Raw genomic sequence first — 15,827 nt, 5'->3', positions numbered from 1 at the left:
TATATGCACGTGCGAGACAACGGCAAGGGGACACCGGATCCCTACTGGTACTCAGACGACGACGTCCTCCAGCTCTTGTCGGCCCTGCGCCAGTTCCGCGTCGCTGACACCGGGATGCGCCGTCGCACCGCACGCGCCATGGACATGAACGAGTCAGACATGGCGGCCCTCCAGCTGGTCATTGCCGCACAACGCCACGGAACGATCGTCACACCCAATGCGGTGGCGCGACACCTGGACATCTCCACGGCGTCAACGACCAAGCTCGTCGACAGGCTCGAAGAGTCGGGCTACCTCATCCGTGAGGCGCACCCCACCGACCGACGCTCAGTCGCCCTCGTGCCCACGGAGCGCGCCCACGACGAGGTCCGCAGCCGCCTGGCCGAGATGCACTCGGCGATGGAGCGGGTGGCGCGCACGATCCCAGCCAGCTCACGCCACGATGCCGCTCAGTTCTTACGCGGGATCGCCCAGCTTCTCGACGAGCAAGAGGGCATCAGGCCCCTGCTCTGACAGGGAAACATCAAGGGCCGCATCCCGATGGGATGCGGCCCTCTCTGTGGAGCTAAGGAGATTCGAACTCCTGACCTCTTCGATGCGAACGAAGCGCGCTACCAACTGCGCCATAGCCCCGTGAAGCGATCACTACGTTAGCACGCACGAACACTCACAAGAAAATCGACGGAGGTCGGTGCGGCACCTCACGCACCCGACGCGCGACGGCGCGCCAGGATCGCGTCAAGGCCCAGGCCAAGGCCCTCGGTCGTCGTTGCGGGCTCCTCCGCTGAGGCGGCGTCTGCGGCCGTCGCGGCCGCACGCTCGGCCGCGTTCGCGGGCGTCGTCACGTCCGCATCAGTGAGCGGGGCAACCTCACGACGGGGGGCAGCGGCCTTCATCGTGTACGTCGGGCGGGGAAGCGAGAAACCTCCGAGCACGCGCTCGGAGTCGTCGGCCCGGCGTGCGTCCTCTGTCTGGCGCGAGCCGCGCACGCGGCCCGCGTCGGCCGCGACGACCGGAGTCTCACGCTCGGCCGTGGGAGCCACCTCGGCCGAGGCGTCCGCGGGTGCGGCCGGGGCGTCGTGCACGCTCGCGGCGGCCGCGGCGGTCGCTGCCGGCTCGGCCACCTCGCCGGCACGTCGCGTCGAGGCGGTCGTGCGCTCGAGAACCTCGGCGCTCGAGATCATCTGCGTCGCCGTCTGGCTGCCGTGAACGGCACGGCCCGTGACGCTCGCTCCACGCGCGGTCCCTGCCCGACGAGCGGTGCGCGCACCGTCGACTCGAGCCGTTGCGTGAGCGGACGGCGCGGACGCTACCCGGGCGCCACGCGCACGTCGAGCGGCCTCGGCGTCAGCGCGACGTGCCGTGACGACGGCGCGGCGGCCGAGTCCGAGCACGCCGACGAGTGCGGCCGTGAGCACGGCGGGAACGGCGACGGGGATCGAGAAGGCGCTCACGGCCGTCCAGGCGATCGCCGTGGCAGCGAGGAGCGCAAGCGTGAGAGCCAGGCGGCGACGAGCCGCAGCGGCGCGCCGTGCCGAGAGTGCCTCGGCGCGCGCACGTGCGGCCGCGCTGAGCCCGGTCCGCGCCGCCGAGGGCTGGCCGGTGGCAGCCGAGCGCGTCGTGGCCGCGGGGCGTGCAGGCTCGTGCGACGCGCGGGAAGCCGGTGCCGTCGCGCGGTCGGGGGTCGCCGTGCCGCCGCGGGCGTGCCCTGCGGGCGCGCTGGCGCGGCGCTCGGAGGCGATGACCGGTCGGTCCATGGTGAGGACTCCTTCCGCTGCGGTCGGCTGCGCGATGACGACGGGCATCGGGCCCGTCAGCAGTCGTCCGTGGGGAATCTGCCGCGGAGGGCAGTCGTGCGTCGCACTTGGATCAGCGCGGCCGTCGCGATGAGCGACCGCGAGGATCCGCATGGCACCCGAGTGCCTGTCATCGGTGCGGGCCTCGACGACCTGCGTCCGCTGCGACACTCGCTGTGGCAAGAGGTACATCGCCCACAATGCGGCGATGGCAAGCACCCCTGCCCCGGCCAGATTCTCCACTCCCCGACGGTATGCGAGCCGCGCTGCACTCCCGGGCACGCCCCTCGGCGTGTCTGACACGGGTGTGATTCACCCGCGTCACAGGCGCGCGACCAGACCGCCGGGAACGTCCTCGGTCGTCACGGCGAACACTCGGTGGTCCCGCCAGCGCCCGTCGATGTGCAAGAAGCGCTCGCGCACCCCCTCCTCACGCAGCCCGAGCTTGGCGACGACCCGCAGGCTCCGCACGTTCTCGGGCCGGATCGCGATCTCGACCCGGTGAAGCCCACCGGCAGCGAGGCAGTGGTCGACGACGAGCGCGACCGCCGCCGTCATGAGGCCCTGGCCCGCGACCGCCTCGTCGATCCAGTAGCCGATCGACGCCGTGCACGCCGAGCCGCGCACGATCCCCGCGACGGTCACCTGCCCGACGAGCCGACCGTCGAGCTCGATGACGAACGGCATGAGCGCACCTGCGCGCGCCTGCGCGCGGGCCGCGCTCACGTAGGCGGCGAACGACACGACGGGCGCGCCCGTGGGGGATGTCGCCTCCCACGGCTCCAACCACTCCGCGTTGCGTGCTCGCACCGCCGACCACGCGCGCGCGTCGCGCCGGCGCAACGGCCGGACCGTGAGGGCGCCGGCAGGCAGCGACGCGCGCAGCGTCGCGGGCCACCCGAGGGTCATCCCTCGAGGACCAGGCAGTGCACGCGCGAGCCGAGCCGCACGAACGACTCGCCCTCGGGGACGACCGCGAGCGCGTTGGCGGCCGCGAGCGAGCTGAGCGACATCTGGTCGATCGCGCGCGGGTCGGCGACGGGCACGACCCGGTAACCCTCGTCGGGGCTTCCCGTGAGCTGCGCGGGCACGAACTCGCGCAAGCCCGCGGGGCTGTTCCACTCGGCGTCGGCGTACGCGACGACCGAGGGTCGGAAGAGGTCGGTGTGCCCGGCGATCTCGAGGAGCGCGGGCCGCACGAAGACCTCGTACGCGACGAGCGCGGCCACGGGGTGGCCGGGCAGGGCGACGATCGGCACGCGGTCGTCGTCCTCACCGATCGTGCCGAAGCCATGGCCACGGCCAGGGGCGAGCGCGACGTGGTCGAAGCGCACGGTCCCGAGCGGGCCCAGGACGTCCTTGAGCGTGTCGTTGCTGCCCTCGGAGAGACCGCCGGTCGTGAGGACGAGATCGGCGCGCACGAGCTGGTCAGCGAGGACCTCGCGCAGGTGCACGCGATCGTCCTTGACCGGGGCGATGGGGATCGCGACCGCACCCGCGTCCTGGACCGCGATCGCGAGCGCCTGCGCGTTCGCCTCGAAGACGCCAGCGCCCGTGCTGCGCCTGCCAGGCAGGCGCAGCTCGTCGCCGACGGGAACGATGACGACGCGCGGGCGCGGGTGGACGCGCAGGTGGGAGCGTCCCAGGGCCGCAGCGAGCGAGATCTGGCGCGGCCCCAGACGCAGTCCAGCGGCGAGGACGACGTGCCCCGCGCGGGCGTCAGCACCCGCACGACGCACGCCGGAGCCGACTCCGACCGACCGACGCACGCGCACCTGGGCGGTGCCGCGGTCGGTGTGGTCGAGCGGCACGACCGCGTCAGCGCCGCGCGGCAGCGCGACGCCCGTCGAGATCCGCACGGCCTGACCGATGACGAGCCGCTCGGGCTCGCCCGTCGCCGACCACAGGTCAGCGACGACGGGAAGGACGACGGGCCCCGCATCAGTTGCGGAATGGACGTCGTCGGCCCTCACCGCGTAGCCGTCGTGCGCGGCGGTCGCATGCGCGGGGACGTCCGCGTCGACCGTGACGTTCTCCGCGAGGATGCAGCCAGCGGCGTCGCCGAGGACGACGTCGAGCGGTGGGACAGGGCTGAGACCTGCGAGAATTTCCGCGAGGTGCGCCTGGACGCTCAGCACGAGCGGGTCATGCGTCGAGCGTCGGGACGTAGCCGCGCAGCCAGTCGCGGAAGTCGGGGCCGAGGTCGTCGCGCTCAGACGCGAGCCTGACGACGGCCTTGAGGTAGTCGAGCTTGTCACCCGTGTCGTACCGGCGTCCGCGGAAGACGACGCCATAGACGCCGCCGCCCTGCTCGGCCGGCATGGTGGCGAGCTCGGCGAGCGCGTCGGTCAGCTGGATCTCGCCGCCGCGGCCCGGTGCGGTGCGCTCGAGAACCTCGAAGACGGCGGGGTTGAGCACGTAGCGGCCGATGATCGCGAGATTGCTCGGTGCGTCCTCGGGTGCGGGCTTCTCGACGAGGCCCGTGACGCGCACCATGTCGTCCGTCGGCACGCCGTCAATCTCGCCGACCTGCGGCGCGGCCTCGGTCGCGGCACAGCCGTAGAGCGAGATGTTCTCGGGCTCGACCTCGAGCAGCGCGATGACCGAGCCGCCCGTGCGCCGCGCGACCTCGATCATCGCGGGCAGGACGGGGTCGCGCTCGTCGATGAGATCGTCGCCCAGCAGAACCGCAAACGTGTGGTCGCCGACATGGTTCTTGGCGCGGAGCACCGCGTGGCCGAGGCCGAGCGGGTCGCCCTGGCGCACGAAGTGCACGTCGGCGAGCACCGAGGACTCGCGCACCGTGGCGAGGCGCTCGTCGTCGCCCTTCGCCTCAAGGTTCGCCTCGAGCTCGGGCATCCCGTCGAAGTGGTCCTCGAGCGAGCGCTTGGACCTGCCGGTGATGAACAGGACGTCGTCGAGCCCGGCCGCGGTGGCCTCTTCGACGACGTACTGGATCGCGGGCTTGTCGACGACAGGAAGCATCTCCTTGGGCGTCGACTTCGTGGCAGGCAGGAAGCGGGTGCCGAGTCCAGCGGCGGGGATGACAGCCTTCGTGATCTCCATGCAGACACCATAGCGACCGACGTGCGTGACCTCAGGACGAGTGACGGCGGATCTGCCGTCAAAGTTTGGGATGATGGGGTCATGAGCGGAGCAGCGCAGCCCATCCATGTCCCTCAGGGTCTTGAACCTGAGGACGCCAAGTCGATGTTCCGCAAGGCGGTCCGCGCGGCCCGTGAGAATCGCTCGCCGAGGCGCCGCCAGGAGGCTGCCGCCGGGTTCGTCCACGCGCTCGCCGACTTCGAGCACCTGCATGAGGCGACGTGCGTCGCCGCGTACGTCTCGCGCCCCGCCGAACCGGGGACGTTGCCGCTTCTCGAGGATCTTGCCCTGCGCGGTGTGCGCGTCCTGCTGCCCGTCCTGGGCTCAGGCCTGGAGCGTGACTGGGCGCCGTTCGCGGGCGCCGACGATCTTCTTGAGCGCGCTCCTGGTCGCCCGCCGGAGCCGGGCACAGAGCACCTGGGAGCCGGGGCACTTGCCCTCGCGGACGTCATCATCGCGCCCGCGCTCGCGGTCGACACCTCGGGTGCACGACTGGGGCAGGGCGGCGGTTGGTATGACCGTGCCCTCGGGCACAAGCGGCCCGACGCGAAGGTCGTGGCGCTGGTCTACCCCGAAGAGATCTACGACGCGGTCGACTCGCCGATCCCGACCGAGCCGCACGATGTTCCGGTCGACGCGATCGCGACGCCGTCGGGCTGGCGCTGGACGGAGCCGCGCGGCGCCTGAGCCACGCACGCGCCGGGGGCCTGGCTACTCCGGGCTGGGCACGAGGTGCAGTGTGCCCGTGCTTGCCCGCGTGATCGCCTCGGGCGTGAAGGGCCACGGGAAGGTCTCGCCGGCGGCCCATGAGGTGAGCTGGTCGGCGTAGTGCCGGTGGCCTGGGTGTCCTGAGGTTCCGGTGACGACGACCCAGGTCGAGCGGTCGAGGTCCGCGAGGTCGGCCACCATGCGCATGGACGGACCTGAGGTCACCTGGAAGTCGGTGCGGCCCGACGGCGTCACCGCCGCCGCATCCCAGCCCGTGGCGTCGACGATCGACGAGCCGCCGCCGAGCTGGAGGGGCTTCGGGTTGACGAGCGCGCGCACGGGCCCGGGGATGGACTCCCCGCCGAGCACGGGGTGTTCAAGACGCAGCTGGTGGAGGCGGCCCCACTGCCACTGCGAGGGGTCGCGGCCGAGCGCGGTCGTGAGGACGAGGCGGGCGTCGACGAGGGCCTGACGCAGGATCTCGTCGCGGGTCTCGACGACGTCGACCGTCGTGCGGTCGTCCCACAGGCGGTCGTCGGGGTCGTCGAGCAGACGCGTGACGACGGCCAGCCAGCGGCTTGACCCGCTGGGCTTGATCGACTCCGGCAGGTCGTCGGCAAAGGCACCGTCGACGATCTGCGCCCAGACGGAGTTGAAGTATGCGGCGGCGGGCGAGAGCTCGTCGGTGTTGAAGTCCCAGCTGCGCAGCAGCTCCTGGCCCTGGGCCGCAAAGTCGTCGTCGAGGTCGATCGTGAGGAGCGTCGGCACGAGCGCGGCGGCAAACGGGCTCCACACGTCGGACTGGATCGCCGACATGGTCTCGGGCGTGATCGGCATGCCGGACGAGAGCGCCGTGTCGAGGAGCGTCGAGATGCGCTGGGAGCGGTAGCCGTAGTCCCAGTCGGAGGTGAGGAAGGGACCTTCGCCTGCGGGCAGGACGGCCTGGTTCGCGGCGACGATGACGCCGGCGGCGGGGTCGAGGACCGCAGGCATGTCGGCCGGGTCGACGAATCCCTGCCAGTCGTAGGCGGAGTTCCAGCCGGGTCGCGGCCAGGTGCCGTCGGAGGGCACCTCGCCTGAGACGTGCGCGCGCACCGGGATGACGCCGGGCGCCTGGTAGCCGATGTGGCCGTCAACCGTCGCGAAGACGATGTTCTGGGAGGGCACGGCGAAGAGCGCGGCAGCCTCCGCGACGTCGTCAGCGGTCGCTGCGCGGTTGAGCGCGAAGACCGCGTCGGCGGTGCGGCCGGGAGTGAGCGCTGTCCAGCTGAGCGAGACACCGTAGGTGACGCCTGCGAGCCCGGCGCTCGTCAGGGGCGACAGCATGGCTGCGACGGACTCCCCGAGGGCCCCGGAGATCACGGGGCCGTGCACGGTCTCAGCGACGTCGATGACGATGTCGTCGGCGCCGTTGACCTTGATGGTCTCGTGGCGGACGTTGAGCGACTCCCAGGCGCCGTCGCGCAGGTAGGTGTCCTCACGGATGGCTTCGACGAAGAAGTCGGTGACGTCAGCGCCCAGGTTCGTCAGGCCCCACGCGAGCTTGGCGTTGTGGCCGATGATGACGCCGGGCAGGCCCGAGAACGAGAAGCCTGAGACGTCGTACGGGCAGGCATCCGAGACCGTTGCGCAGCGCAGCGAGATCTGCGCCCAGATGCTCGGAGCCGCGAGCGAGAGGTGGGGGTCGTTCGCGAGCAGCGGCTTGCCGCTCGCGGTGTGCTCCCCGGCGACGACCCACGAGTTCGAGCCGGTTCCCTCGCCGCGACCCACCTGATGCGGGATGGCACCGAGCGCGTCGGACGCAGCGCCGAAAGCGGCCGCGAGCGCGGCATCCTCGAGAGGCAGGTTCTCAAGCTGGGGGTTGTCCGACGAGGCGTCCGCGCCGCCGGTGCCGCCCGACCCGGAGGCGGCCGTGCGGGCGGCGCGTGTCGTCGCGGCCTCGTCGGTGTCGAGGATCGGCGCGTTGACGTCGTCCGGGTAGTCCGGGAAGAGGGAGTCGACGAGGGCGACGTCCCGCAGGGTGCCGTAGGCGGCGGCGCGCTCGAGCTCGTCGTTGAAGTTGCCGCGCAGGTCCCACGCCATGGCCTTGAGCCAGGCGACAGAGTCGATCGGCTGCCACGGCTCGGGGTCAGTGACGTCGACCTGGACGCCGAGGACGGTGTACTCGATCCCGAGCTGCGAGGGCGAGCGGTCGGCGAGGTAGGCGTTGACGCCCTCGGCGTACGCCGTGAGGTTCGCCTGGGTTGCCGGGTCGAGGAGCGGCCACTCCTGCTCGGCGACGCGTCGCCACCCGAAGGTCCGGATGACCTTGTCAGCGGCGATCGCGTCCGGGTTGTCGCCCACGAGCTCGGCGAGGCGGCCCGCGGTCACGTGGCGCCGGTAGTCCATCTCGAAGAAGCGGTCCTGCGCGTGCACGTAGCCCTGCGCGCGGAAGAGGTCCGCGCTCGTGGTCGCGGTGACGTACGGGACGCCGCGTGCGTCGCGCTCGACCGTGACGGCGCCGTCGAGGCCGGGCAGAGACACCTCCCCCGACGTCGTCGGGAAAGGACGGCGCACGACGACGACGGCTGCGATCGTCGTCGCCACGAGGACGAGGACGAGCAGCGAGACGACGACGAGAAGCATCTTGCGCGGTGACGAGAGTCGGCTGAGCACGTCATGAGCCTAGTCGGGCGCTCGGACACTGGCAGGAACGACCACCAGCGCGGGGTGTCCGCGTGTGATGGGATGCACGGCCAGACGCGCGCCACGCGTCGTATAGTTGGCACTCGGAACGACGGAGTGCCAGCCCTCGGCGGCCCGTCCGGCCCCGCACCCCGCCAGCAAGGAGAGAGATCCGTGCCCACCTACGCGTACACGTGCACCGCGTGCGGTCACAGCTTCGACATCCACCAGGCATTCTCGGACGACGCCCTCACGGTGTGCCCCGAGTGCTCGGGTCGGCTGCGCAAGATCTTCTCGACCGTCGGTGTGACCTTCAAGGGCTCGGGCTTCTACCGGACAGACTCCCGCTCGGGGTCGTCCTCGACCGTCTCGGGCACGTCGAGCTCCGCGGGCGCGTCGTCGTCAGACTCGTCGTCGTCGAGCTCGTCGTCGGGGTCGTCGTCGGGGTCGTCGTCCTCGTCAGGGTCGTCCTCGTCAGGGTCGTCGTCGGGCTCCTCTGGCTCCTCGTCCTCGGCCAGCTCGTCGTCGTCGAAGGCCTCGGGCGCCGCCTGACGCGCCCGGCGTCCCGGACCGGACACCGCTTGCACCCTGCCCACAGCGGCGGGCACGACACGACCGCCCACAAGCGGATCCGCATCGTCACGCGACCGGCCTACGGTCGCCGCATGACGCACTCCCCCCTCCTCGGTGATCACGGCCGCGCCGTCTCGACGAGCCGCAGGGCCCGCATCGCCCGCGTCCTCGCCTGGCGCAGCCGCCGGATCGTCGCCTGCGCGGGGCTCGGCGTCCTCGCCTGGGCGCTCGTCACGGCCACGCAGCCGCCGCAGCCGTCCCGGAGCGCGGTCGTCGCGCTCGCCCGCGACGTCCCCGCCGGCCAGCCCCTGAGCGCCTCGGCCCTCACGCTCACGCTGGTCCACAGCGGCTCGGCGCCGCCGTGCGCGCTCGACACGATCGACGCGGCGCTCGGCTCGCACCCGGCGATCGCGCTCGCTGCCGGCACACCCCTGTGCCCCGAGATGCTCGTGCGCGGCGCCGCGGCGCTGCCTCCGGGCACCGCCGCGGTTCCCGTCCGGCTCGCCGACGCTCAGGTCGCCGTCATGCTCGTGCCCGGGACGCGCGTCGACGTCATCCAGCCCGGCGCACCCGACCCGGGCGGGGCCGCGACCGCCGAGGGTCGGGTCCTCACGCGCGACGCGCTCGTCCTGCCCTCGCCCCCTCCTGGCGCGCAGGACGCGGGCCTGCTCGGCACGTCCGCTGCCGCGGAGCCCATCGTCCTGCTCGCGGTGCACGTGAAGGACGCTCCCGATGTCGCCGCATCGGCTGTTTCAGGAGGCCTCGGGGTCATCCTCGTGGCATGATCGGCACGCAAGTCATGCCCAGCGAGCAGGAGGAACGCCGTGAAGGACGTGTTCAGCGGTTTCAAGAACTTCATCATGCGTGGCAACGTCGTCGAGCTGGCAGTGGCCGTCATCATCGGTGCTGCCTTCGGCCGGATCGTCACGAACATCGTTGACGCGATCATCACGCCACTCATCGCCGCGGTCTTCGGTTCACCGAACCTTGCCTCGTCGCTCAACTTCACCATCAACGACGCGGTCTTCATGCCCGGTCTCGTCCTCGACGCGATCATCAACTTCCTCGCCGTCGCCGCAGCCGTGTACTTCCTCATCGTGCTGCCGATGAACAAGCTCGCTGAGCGCCGCGCCCGCGGCGTCGAGCCTGAGCCCGAGGTCAAGGCTGAGGACGTTGCTCTTCTCGAGGAGATCCGCGACCTGCTGCGCGCGCAGAACGGCGGCACACCGCAGAGCGGTGGCACCCCGCTGATCTGAGCATCCGCTCGTCCGCACGAGCCCGGTCTCGCAGCCCTCAACGAGGGTCGCGGCACCGGGCTTGTGCGTTGCACGGACGGCCGTGCGGCCAGGAACGCTGTGGGGTCCGGAACGCCGTGGGGTCCGGAACGCCGTGCGGTGCGGACGTCGTGTGGCGCGGGTGCGTGCGCGGTTCGGAGGCTCGACGTCAGTCGCGGTAGCCCGCTCCACCCCAGTGGGGCGGGCGGTCGCGCAGGTAGTCGGCGTCACGGGAGGGACTCCCCTGCTCGGACCACCCCTCGGAGCGTTCGTCCGCGCTCGTGCCGCTCACGGTCCCGGACTCGGTTCCCTGCCGCACGACGCGGCGGCTGCCACGGTGGCGCTTCGCAGGGGTCTGCGCGGCTGCACCGCTCGGGGCTGCTGCACCGCTCGTTGCTTCTGCACGGCTCGTGGCCGCCGCACCGCTCGGGGCTGCTGCACCGCTCGCGGGTGCCGCACCGTTACGGGCGTCGTCCGGGTTTGCGGAGGTCGTCGGGTCAGGCAGTGTCATGATCCGAGGAGTCGGCGCACGGCTGCGGCGACCGCCGCGTCGACGCGGTTGGAGCGGCGCACGACGCCGAGCTCGGCCCGCAGGGCGCCCGCGAGCTGCTGCTCGTTGCGCACGACGCCGTCTGACGTGATCCACTGCGCGAGCGCGTCGAGGTCGTTGTCGCCGTAAGCGCTGATCGGCAGGCCTGGCGTCACGTCGGGTCGCGTCTGACGGCCCGGGTCGTCGTCGCCGACGTCCTCGCCCGTGCTCGACGTCAGCAGGTCCGGCTGCACACCCCCGACCATCGCGAAGCCGCCCTGGAGGACAGCCTCGCTGCGGGCCGTGCCCCCGGGTGAACGGGGCGAGCGCACGAACGCCCGCGGCTCGGCCGAGGCCTCGTCGACGACCTCAGCAGCTGTCATCGCCGACACGACGCTCGCGCCCGTCATCGCGCTGGTGCCCGTCATCGCGCTCGCACCGGTCGTCGTGCTGACGCCGGTCATCGCGCTCGCGCCGGTCGACGCGCTCGCACCCGTCGTCGTGCTGACGCCGGTCGACATGCTCGCGCCGGTCGACGCGCTCGCACCCGTGGCGGGGTGCGTCGGCGCGACGGGGCTCGGCGTGGCGCTCGTGGTCGCGGCAGGGCTCACGACGTCACGCACGGGAGCATCGCTCGCCGTCTCGTCCGCACGACGGGCATCCGCCAGGCCCTCATCGGCCAACGCTCCGTCGGCCAGCGCACCATCGGCCAGCTCGCCGTCGGCCGCGGCTCCGCCGCCCAGCGCACCATCGGCCAGCGTTCCCTCAACGAGAGCGTCGACGTCCATGGCCTCGCCCAGCACTGCCGCGTCGCGCGGGGCCGCGGCGGTCGCAGGCGCTTCGCTCGACCGCGCCGTCACAGCGGCGGAGCCAGGGGCGGCTCCGGTCGGCACACCGTCCGCGAGCTCATCCGTCGTGTGCCCGAGCGCGAGCCCACCGAACAGCGGCGCCTGACGCAACGCGGCGGCGGCGTCGAGCACGGCGGTGCGGATGCGGTTCGCCTCCTTGACCGGATCGAGGAACGCGGCGGCGCTCCACACCTGCACGACGGTCCAGCCGAGCTGCTCGAGGCGCTCGGCGCGCTGGCGGTCGCGCACGCGCACGGACTCTTCAGCGATGTAGGCGTCGTCGTCCGTGAGCACGGCGACGAGCATGCGCTCGGGAAGGTCGGGGTGCCCGACGACGAGGGGGATGCGCTCGCCGCTGCGCTTGCCGAAGTCGGTCTCGACGAGCAGGCCGGCGCGCCACAGGCGCTCGGCGAGGTCGATGACGAGCCGGTCGGGGTTGAGCCCCGTCTCGGGGGCCTCGGTGCTCGCCATGCCGTGTCCCGCACGGGCGCGGTTCTCGGCGAACGCCAGGAAGTCGGCGAGGAGCTTGGTCCCCGGCGCGCGCAGACGCTCGGGGTCGAGGTCGGCAGCGGAGAACGACGTGATGACGTCGAGGCGCGAGCGCGAGACGCCGAGGGCGTCGAGCAGCATGGCCTCCCCCGCCGGCTCGGCCACGGCACCGAAGCGGTGCAGGACACGGCCGTGGGGGGTGCGTCCGAACCCGACCGAGAGGATGACGGCGTCGCGGCTGAGCCCGGCGACCGCGGACATGTCGGCGACGACGACGGTCTCGGCGCGCTCGGGTGAGAAGAAGTCGGCGAGGCCCGGGTTGCGACGCACCTCGGTGTGGAGAGCTTCGCGGACCCGCTCGGCGTGCACGGCAGAGAGCGTGACGATCGCGAGCGACTCCTCGGGGCGCACGAGCGCGTGCTCGACGGCCATCTCGACGACGCGCGCGACCTCGGCCTGGGTCGTGAGCACGGTCCCGTCGTCCGAGGGGACGCCGGTCCCTCCGATGTTGTCGAAGCGCACGAGCTCGCGCGCCAGGGGCAGCGGCGTCGGGCTGAGCACGCCGTCGTACCCGTGCGCGACGAGGAAGTCGATGAGCTCCGGGTCGCGCGAGGAGACGTGCGCAGTCACGGCGATCGAGGGCAGCAGGCGCGCGAGGTCGCGCACGCCCGAGCCCGACGCACGCCGCGGGTCGCCCACGACGACGACCTGGCGGGCGCGAGCGATCGCGGGCATGAGGACGTCGAGCGGCAGGTGCTGCACGGCGTCGAGCACGACGAGGTCGACGGTGCGGCTCGGCGGCAAGATGTGCGGCACGAGCGTCGGGCTCGCCACGACGACGGGCCGCAGGGCCCGCACGAGCGCCGGGTAGCGGCCCATTGCGTCGCGCAGTCCGCCGAAGCGCCCCTCGAGGAGCTCGGCGAAGAGAGCCTCGGCGTCGTCGGGGTGGCGGCGCACGGCGAGGGTGATGCCTGAGAGTGCGGCGACGAGGACGGGACCGGGCAGGCCCGCGACGTGCTCACGGTCGAGCTCGCGGAAGCGCTGCGCGAGGGCCTCGAGGCTTGCGCCGTCGTAGATCGCGAGCGAGCGGTCTTCGGCGAGGATCGCCTCGAAGGCGGTCGCCCACCAGGCGAGCTCGAGCTCGGGGATGACGAGGCCCGTGCTCACGCGGCGGTCGCGAAGGTCGGTGACGAGGTCGCCGAGGCCGCGCGCGGCGAGCGAGCGCACGAGGCGCGTGCGCTCGGGAAGGGTGTCGAGCGCCTCGCGGTCGTCGGCGAGGGCCGCCATGCGGCCGAGGAGGTCCTCGATCGGGGTGTCGAGGAAGTTCGCGCCCGCCGGGGTCGTCGCGAGGACCGGGGTGAGAGCGTCGAGGTCAGCCATGAGGCTGTCCCAGGTCTGCTCCATGTCGGCGAGGCCGTCGGGCAGGATCGGCCAGCCGCCGCCCGGGCACACGGCGGTCCACGCGTCGCGCTGCGCCTGGACCTCGACGAGGGCCGCGTGAAGATCGGGGACGCGCATCCCGGGACGCAGCATGTCCTTGGCCTGCTTGACGAGGCGGCGGCGCTGCAGCGCGGTCATGTCGTCGGGCTGGCCGCGGCGCGTGCGGGCGTCCGCAGTCGCAGCGACGAGCCCCGCGGCGGTGCGCTCGAAGATCATCGGCTGGAAGACGTCAAGCGTCGACCGAAGACCATCAAGGGTGGTGAGGCGTTCGCCCCACTCACGCACCGTGCGGGGCTCGACGAGCCCTGCCGTGCGGCGCACGTGTTCAATCTGCCCGAGGACGGTTGGCAGAGTGGTGCTCGCGAGCCGTGCTGCACGTGCGAGGCTATCAAGTGCTGCGTCTTGATTGTCAAGATCTGCGCCGAACCAGGGGGTCGCACCTGGCCGCAGCGTGAACGCGCCCAGCTCGCTCGCGCGCACGAGGTCGTCGGCGACGTCGAGACGCGCGTCGCCGCGCAGTGCGGCAGCGGCCGCAAGGTCGAGGCGCACGTGGGTCGTCGGCGACGGACGTTCCGCCGTGAGCCGCGCGAGCGACTGCAGGACGTCGTACGCCGAGACGTCCCACGGAGCACGCACGAGGTGCAGCGACCTCATGTAGCCCGCGAGGCGCCGGCGTGTGTCGATGAGGTCGGCGCGCGTGCGGCCCAGGGCCTGCCGGTCGACGTACGGGGGCTCAAGCGTCATGGCCGCGAGCAGGCGTCGTGACACGCCCGCACGCCACGACGACGACGGCTCGATGTCGAGCGCGAGGTCGTCGATCCCGTGCTCGGCCATGCGCGCGAGCACCTGCTCGGCGGCGCGGCGGTGCCCGGGCACGTAGAGGACGCTGCGGCCCGACGCGGCGGCGTCGGCAAGGACGGCAGTGATCGTTCCGGCGACGTCGGCGCCCGCCGGTGCGTCGACGAGGATGTGACGGCCCGCGGTGACGGCGTCGAGCAGGTGGCGCTGGGTGCGATCGAGGTCGCCCACGCCGCGTTCGTCGGCCGGGTCCTCGTCGCCCATGCGCATGGGCGGCAGGTCGCGCTGGACGTGCACGCGCGCGGCGGCCGCGGCCGTGTCGTCGGGCAGCTCGACCGCCGGGACGTCGGACTCCTTGGCGTGCTGCACCAGGTGCGCGTCCTCGAGGTCGAGGTGCGCGAGCGCGACGACGAGGTCGTTGTGCTCGAGCCCGACGAGCTCGTCGAGGTCGTCGACGAGCGCCTGGCCAGGGTGGACGAACGAGCCGACGAGCAGCTTCTCGACGAGCTCGAAGCCGGGAAGGACAGCTGTTCCGAGTGCGTGGATGCGCTCGGTCACGGCGCGCGGGTCGAAGCCGCCGCCGTCGAACGCACTCGCCGCGAGCGCGGAGGGGTCGAGGAGCGCGCCGCGGGCACGCAGGGCGCGCGCGAGGAAGGGGTTGAGCTCGGCGGTCGGCTCGAGGCCGATCTCGAAGTCGCCGTCGCTCGACGTGCGCTCGGCGAGGCGCACGGGGCGCAGCAGGACGGGTGCGTGCACGGTGCGGGGGCCGACGGGCGCCTCGTCGTCGAGCTCCGTCCTCGGCGCGGCGGACGCCGCGATGCGCGCGAGCGCGGCGACGTCGTCGTGCGACGTCGACGACGCGGAGTCGACCGTCCACGACGCGACGCCGATCGCGAGGAACGTCGGCGCGATGCCGTAGCGCTCGGTCTGCTCGGTTGCGCGGGCCGAGACCGCGCGGGCGCGGCGGCGGGCGGTAGGCAGCGAGACGCCCTCGCGGAAGAGGTTGGCGAGGGCCGTCGTGCGGCCCGCGAAGAGCTGCGCGACGCCCGACGGGTGCGCGTGGGTGAGGTCGAGGACGGCCTCGCCGAGCAGGTCGACGTCCGCGAGCGAGGAGACCCCGGCTCGGTCGGAGAGGCTACGGCGCCACCCAGCGACTGCGCGGGCAACGACCTGCGGTGTCGTCGGCGGCACGACGACGCGGGGGGCCGCGGACGAGGGCGCAGTGCCCTGCCCGTCGTGCTCACCCGGGGAGGTCTGGCTGGCGGCGACGTTCACCCCGCCACGCTAACTGCGGTGGGCGCGCTCAGCGCGATGCCACGCCGCGCAGCGTGTTGTGCGGGTGGCCTCGCCGCCCCGCTGCCACGGCGTCCGTGCCCGGGCATGAGGGACGGCGCGCACCACGCAGGGGGCAGGCGATGCGCGCCGTCATCGAGAATCTTGCACATTCAACCACCTTGTGTCAACGCAGGTCCCGGGCGGGTTCTGGATGCCATGAGGGGCCCGTGTGCGGTCGTCACGCGCGCCTGGGTGCGGTCTCGCGGGCGCCCGTGTGCGGTCGTCCCGGGCGGGCACGGTAGGCTCTCCTGCGTGCGCGGGCTGGCCC

The 15,827-nt window shown here is 72.6% G+C and carries 12 protein-coding genes, 1 tRNA gene and 1 pseudogene; 5 read left to right on the top strand and 9 right to left on the bottom strand.

Translation table 11 applies throughout. The features are described from left to right. Window positions 1-9 precede the first annotated feature (9 nt). Entirely contained in the window at window positions 10-513 is a 504-nt protein-coding gene (locus ACTVCO_RS05585; RefSeq protein ID WP_443727421.1) for a MarR family winged helix-turn-helix transcriptional regulator, read from the top strand. Between the two features lie 47 nt (window positions 514-560). Here the strand turns inward: ACTVCO_RS05585 and ACTVCO_RS05580 are convergent. The 5 genes from ACTVCO_RS05580 to ACTVCO_RS05560 all read right to left on the bottom strand — a co-directional run bounded on the left by ACTVCO_RS05580 (window position 561) and on the right by ACTVCO_RS05560 (window position 4,862). After that, a tRNA-Ala gene (locus ACTVCO_RS05580) sits at window positions 561-633 on the bottom strand. Between the two features lie 68 nt (window positions 634-701). Further along, window positions 702-2,039 carry a hypothetical protein gene (locus tag ACTVCO_RS05575; RefSeq protein WP_443727420.1) on the bottom strand — a complete coding sequence of 446 codons (1,338 nt, stop codon included), beginning with the start codon at window positions 2,037-2,039 and terminating at the stop codon, window positions 702-704. Window positions 2,040-2,117: 78 nt separating this feature from the next. Next, window positions 2,118-2,705 (bottom strand): GNAT family N-acetyltransferase, encoded by a 588-nt coding sequence (locus ACTVCO_RS05570; RefSeq protein ID WP_443727419.1) that lies wholly within the window; start codon window positions 2,703-2,705, stop codon window positions 2,118-2,120. Next, a complete protein-coding gene (locus tag ACTVCO_RS05565; RefSeq protein ID WP_443727418.1) occupies window positions 2,702-3,934 on the bottom strand; it encodes a molybdopterin molybdotransferase MoeA in 1,233 nt (410 codons plus the stop codon). The genes ACTVCO_RS05570 and ACTVCO_RS05565 overlap by 4 nt, the downstream gene beginning before the upstream one ends. Before the next feature lie 7 nt (window positions 3,935-3,941). After that, window positions 3,942-4,862 (bottom strand): UTP--glucose-1-phosphate uridylyltransferase, encoded by a 921-nt coding sequence (locus ACTVCO_RS05560; protein WP_443727417.1) that lies wholly within the window; start codon window positions 4,860-4,862, stop codon window positions 3,942-3,944. An 81-nt stretch (window positions 4,863-4,943) separates the two neighbouring features. On the opposite strand from ACTVCO_RS05560, the gene ACTVCO_RS05555 reads away from it, so the two are divergent. Continuing rightward, window positions 4,944-5,588, top strand: coding sequence for a 5-formyltetrahydrofolate cyclo-ligase (locus tag ACTVCO_RS05555; protein ID WP_443727416.1), 645 nt, complete (start codon window positions 4,944-4,946; stop codon window positions 5,586-5,588). A gap of 24 nt (window positions 5,589-5,612) precedes the next feature. Here ACTVCO_RS05555 and ACTVCO_RS05550 read toward each other — a convergent pair whose 3' ends face one another. After that, the gene (locus ACTVCO_RS05550; RefSeq protein WP_443727415.1) at window positions 5,613-8,264 is read right to left on the bottom strand and encodes a penicillin acylase family protein; all 2,652 of its coding nucleotides are present in this window, start codon (window positions 8,262-8,264) and stop codon (window positions 5,613-5,615) included. Between the two features lie 3 nt (window positions 8,265-8,267). Here ACTVCO_RS05550 and ACTVCO_RS05545 point away from each other — a divergent pair. Continuing rightward, window positions 8,268-8,588, top strand: a pseudogene (locus tag ACTVCO_RS05545) (FmdB family zinc ribbon protein); the annotation flags it as partial. 14 nt (window positions 8,589-8,602) lie between these two features. On the opposite strand, the gene ACTVCO_RS05540 reads toward ACTVCO_RS05545, so the two are convergent. Next, the gene (locus ACTVCO_RS05540) at window positions 8,603-8,851 is read right to left on the bottom strand and encodes a hypothetical protein (RefSeq protein ID WP_443727933.1); all 249 of its coding nucleotides are present in this window, start codon (window positions 8,849-8,851) and stop codon (window positions 8,603-8,605) included. 87 nt (window positions 8,852-8,938) lie between these two features. On the opposite strand from ACTVCO_RS05540, the gene ACTVCO_RS05535 reads away from it, so the two are divergent. Next, window positions 8,939-9,631 carry an RcpC/CpaB family pilus assembly protein gene (locus tag ACTVCO_RS05535; protein ID WP_443727414.1) on the top strand — a complete coding sequence of 231 codons (693 nt, stop codon included), beginning with the start codon at window positions 8,939-8,941 and terminating at the stop codon, window positions 9,629-9,631. 39 nt (window positions 9,632-9,670) lie between these two features. Further along, entirely contained in the window at window positions 9,671-10,102 is a 432-nt protein-coding gene (mscL, locus tag ACTVCO_RS05530; protein ID WP_443727413.1) for a large conductance mechanosensitive channel protein MscL, read from the top strand. A 187-nt stretch (window positions 10,103-10,289) separates the two neighbouring features. Here the strand turns inward: mscL and ACTVCO_RS05525 are convergent, their stop codons facing one another. Further along, on the bottom strand, window positions 10,290-10,631 hold the full coding sequence (locus ACTVCO_RS05525; RefSeq protein WP_443727412.1) for a hypothetical protein: 342 nt from the start codon (window positions 10,629-10,631) through the stop codon (window positions 10,290-10,292). Further along, window positions 10,628-15,499 carry a hypothetical protein gene (locus ACTVCO_RS05520; protein ID WP_443727411.1) on the bottom strand — a complete coding sequence of 1,624 codons (4,872 nt, stop codon included), beginning with the start codon at window positions 15,497-15,499 and terminating at the stop codon, window positions 10,628-10,630. Before ACTVCO_RS05520 ends, ACTVCO_RS05525 begins: the two co-directional genes overlap by 4 nt. Window positions 15,500-15,827: the final 328 nt, after the last annotated feature.

This window comes from Sanguibacter sp. A247 (assembly GCF_052324925.1).
GTDB lineage: Bacteria > Actinomycetota > Actinomycetes > Actinomycetales > Cellulomonadaceae > Flavimobilis.
This window is presented reverse-complemented; position numbering and strand designations above follow the sequence as displayed.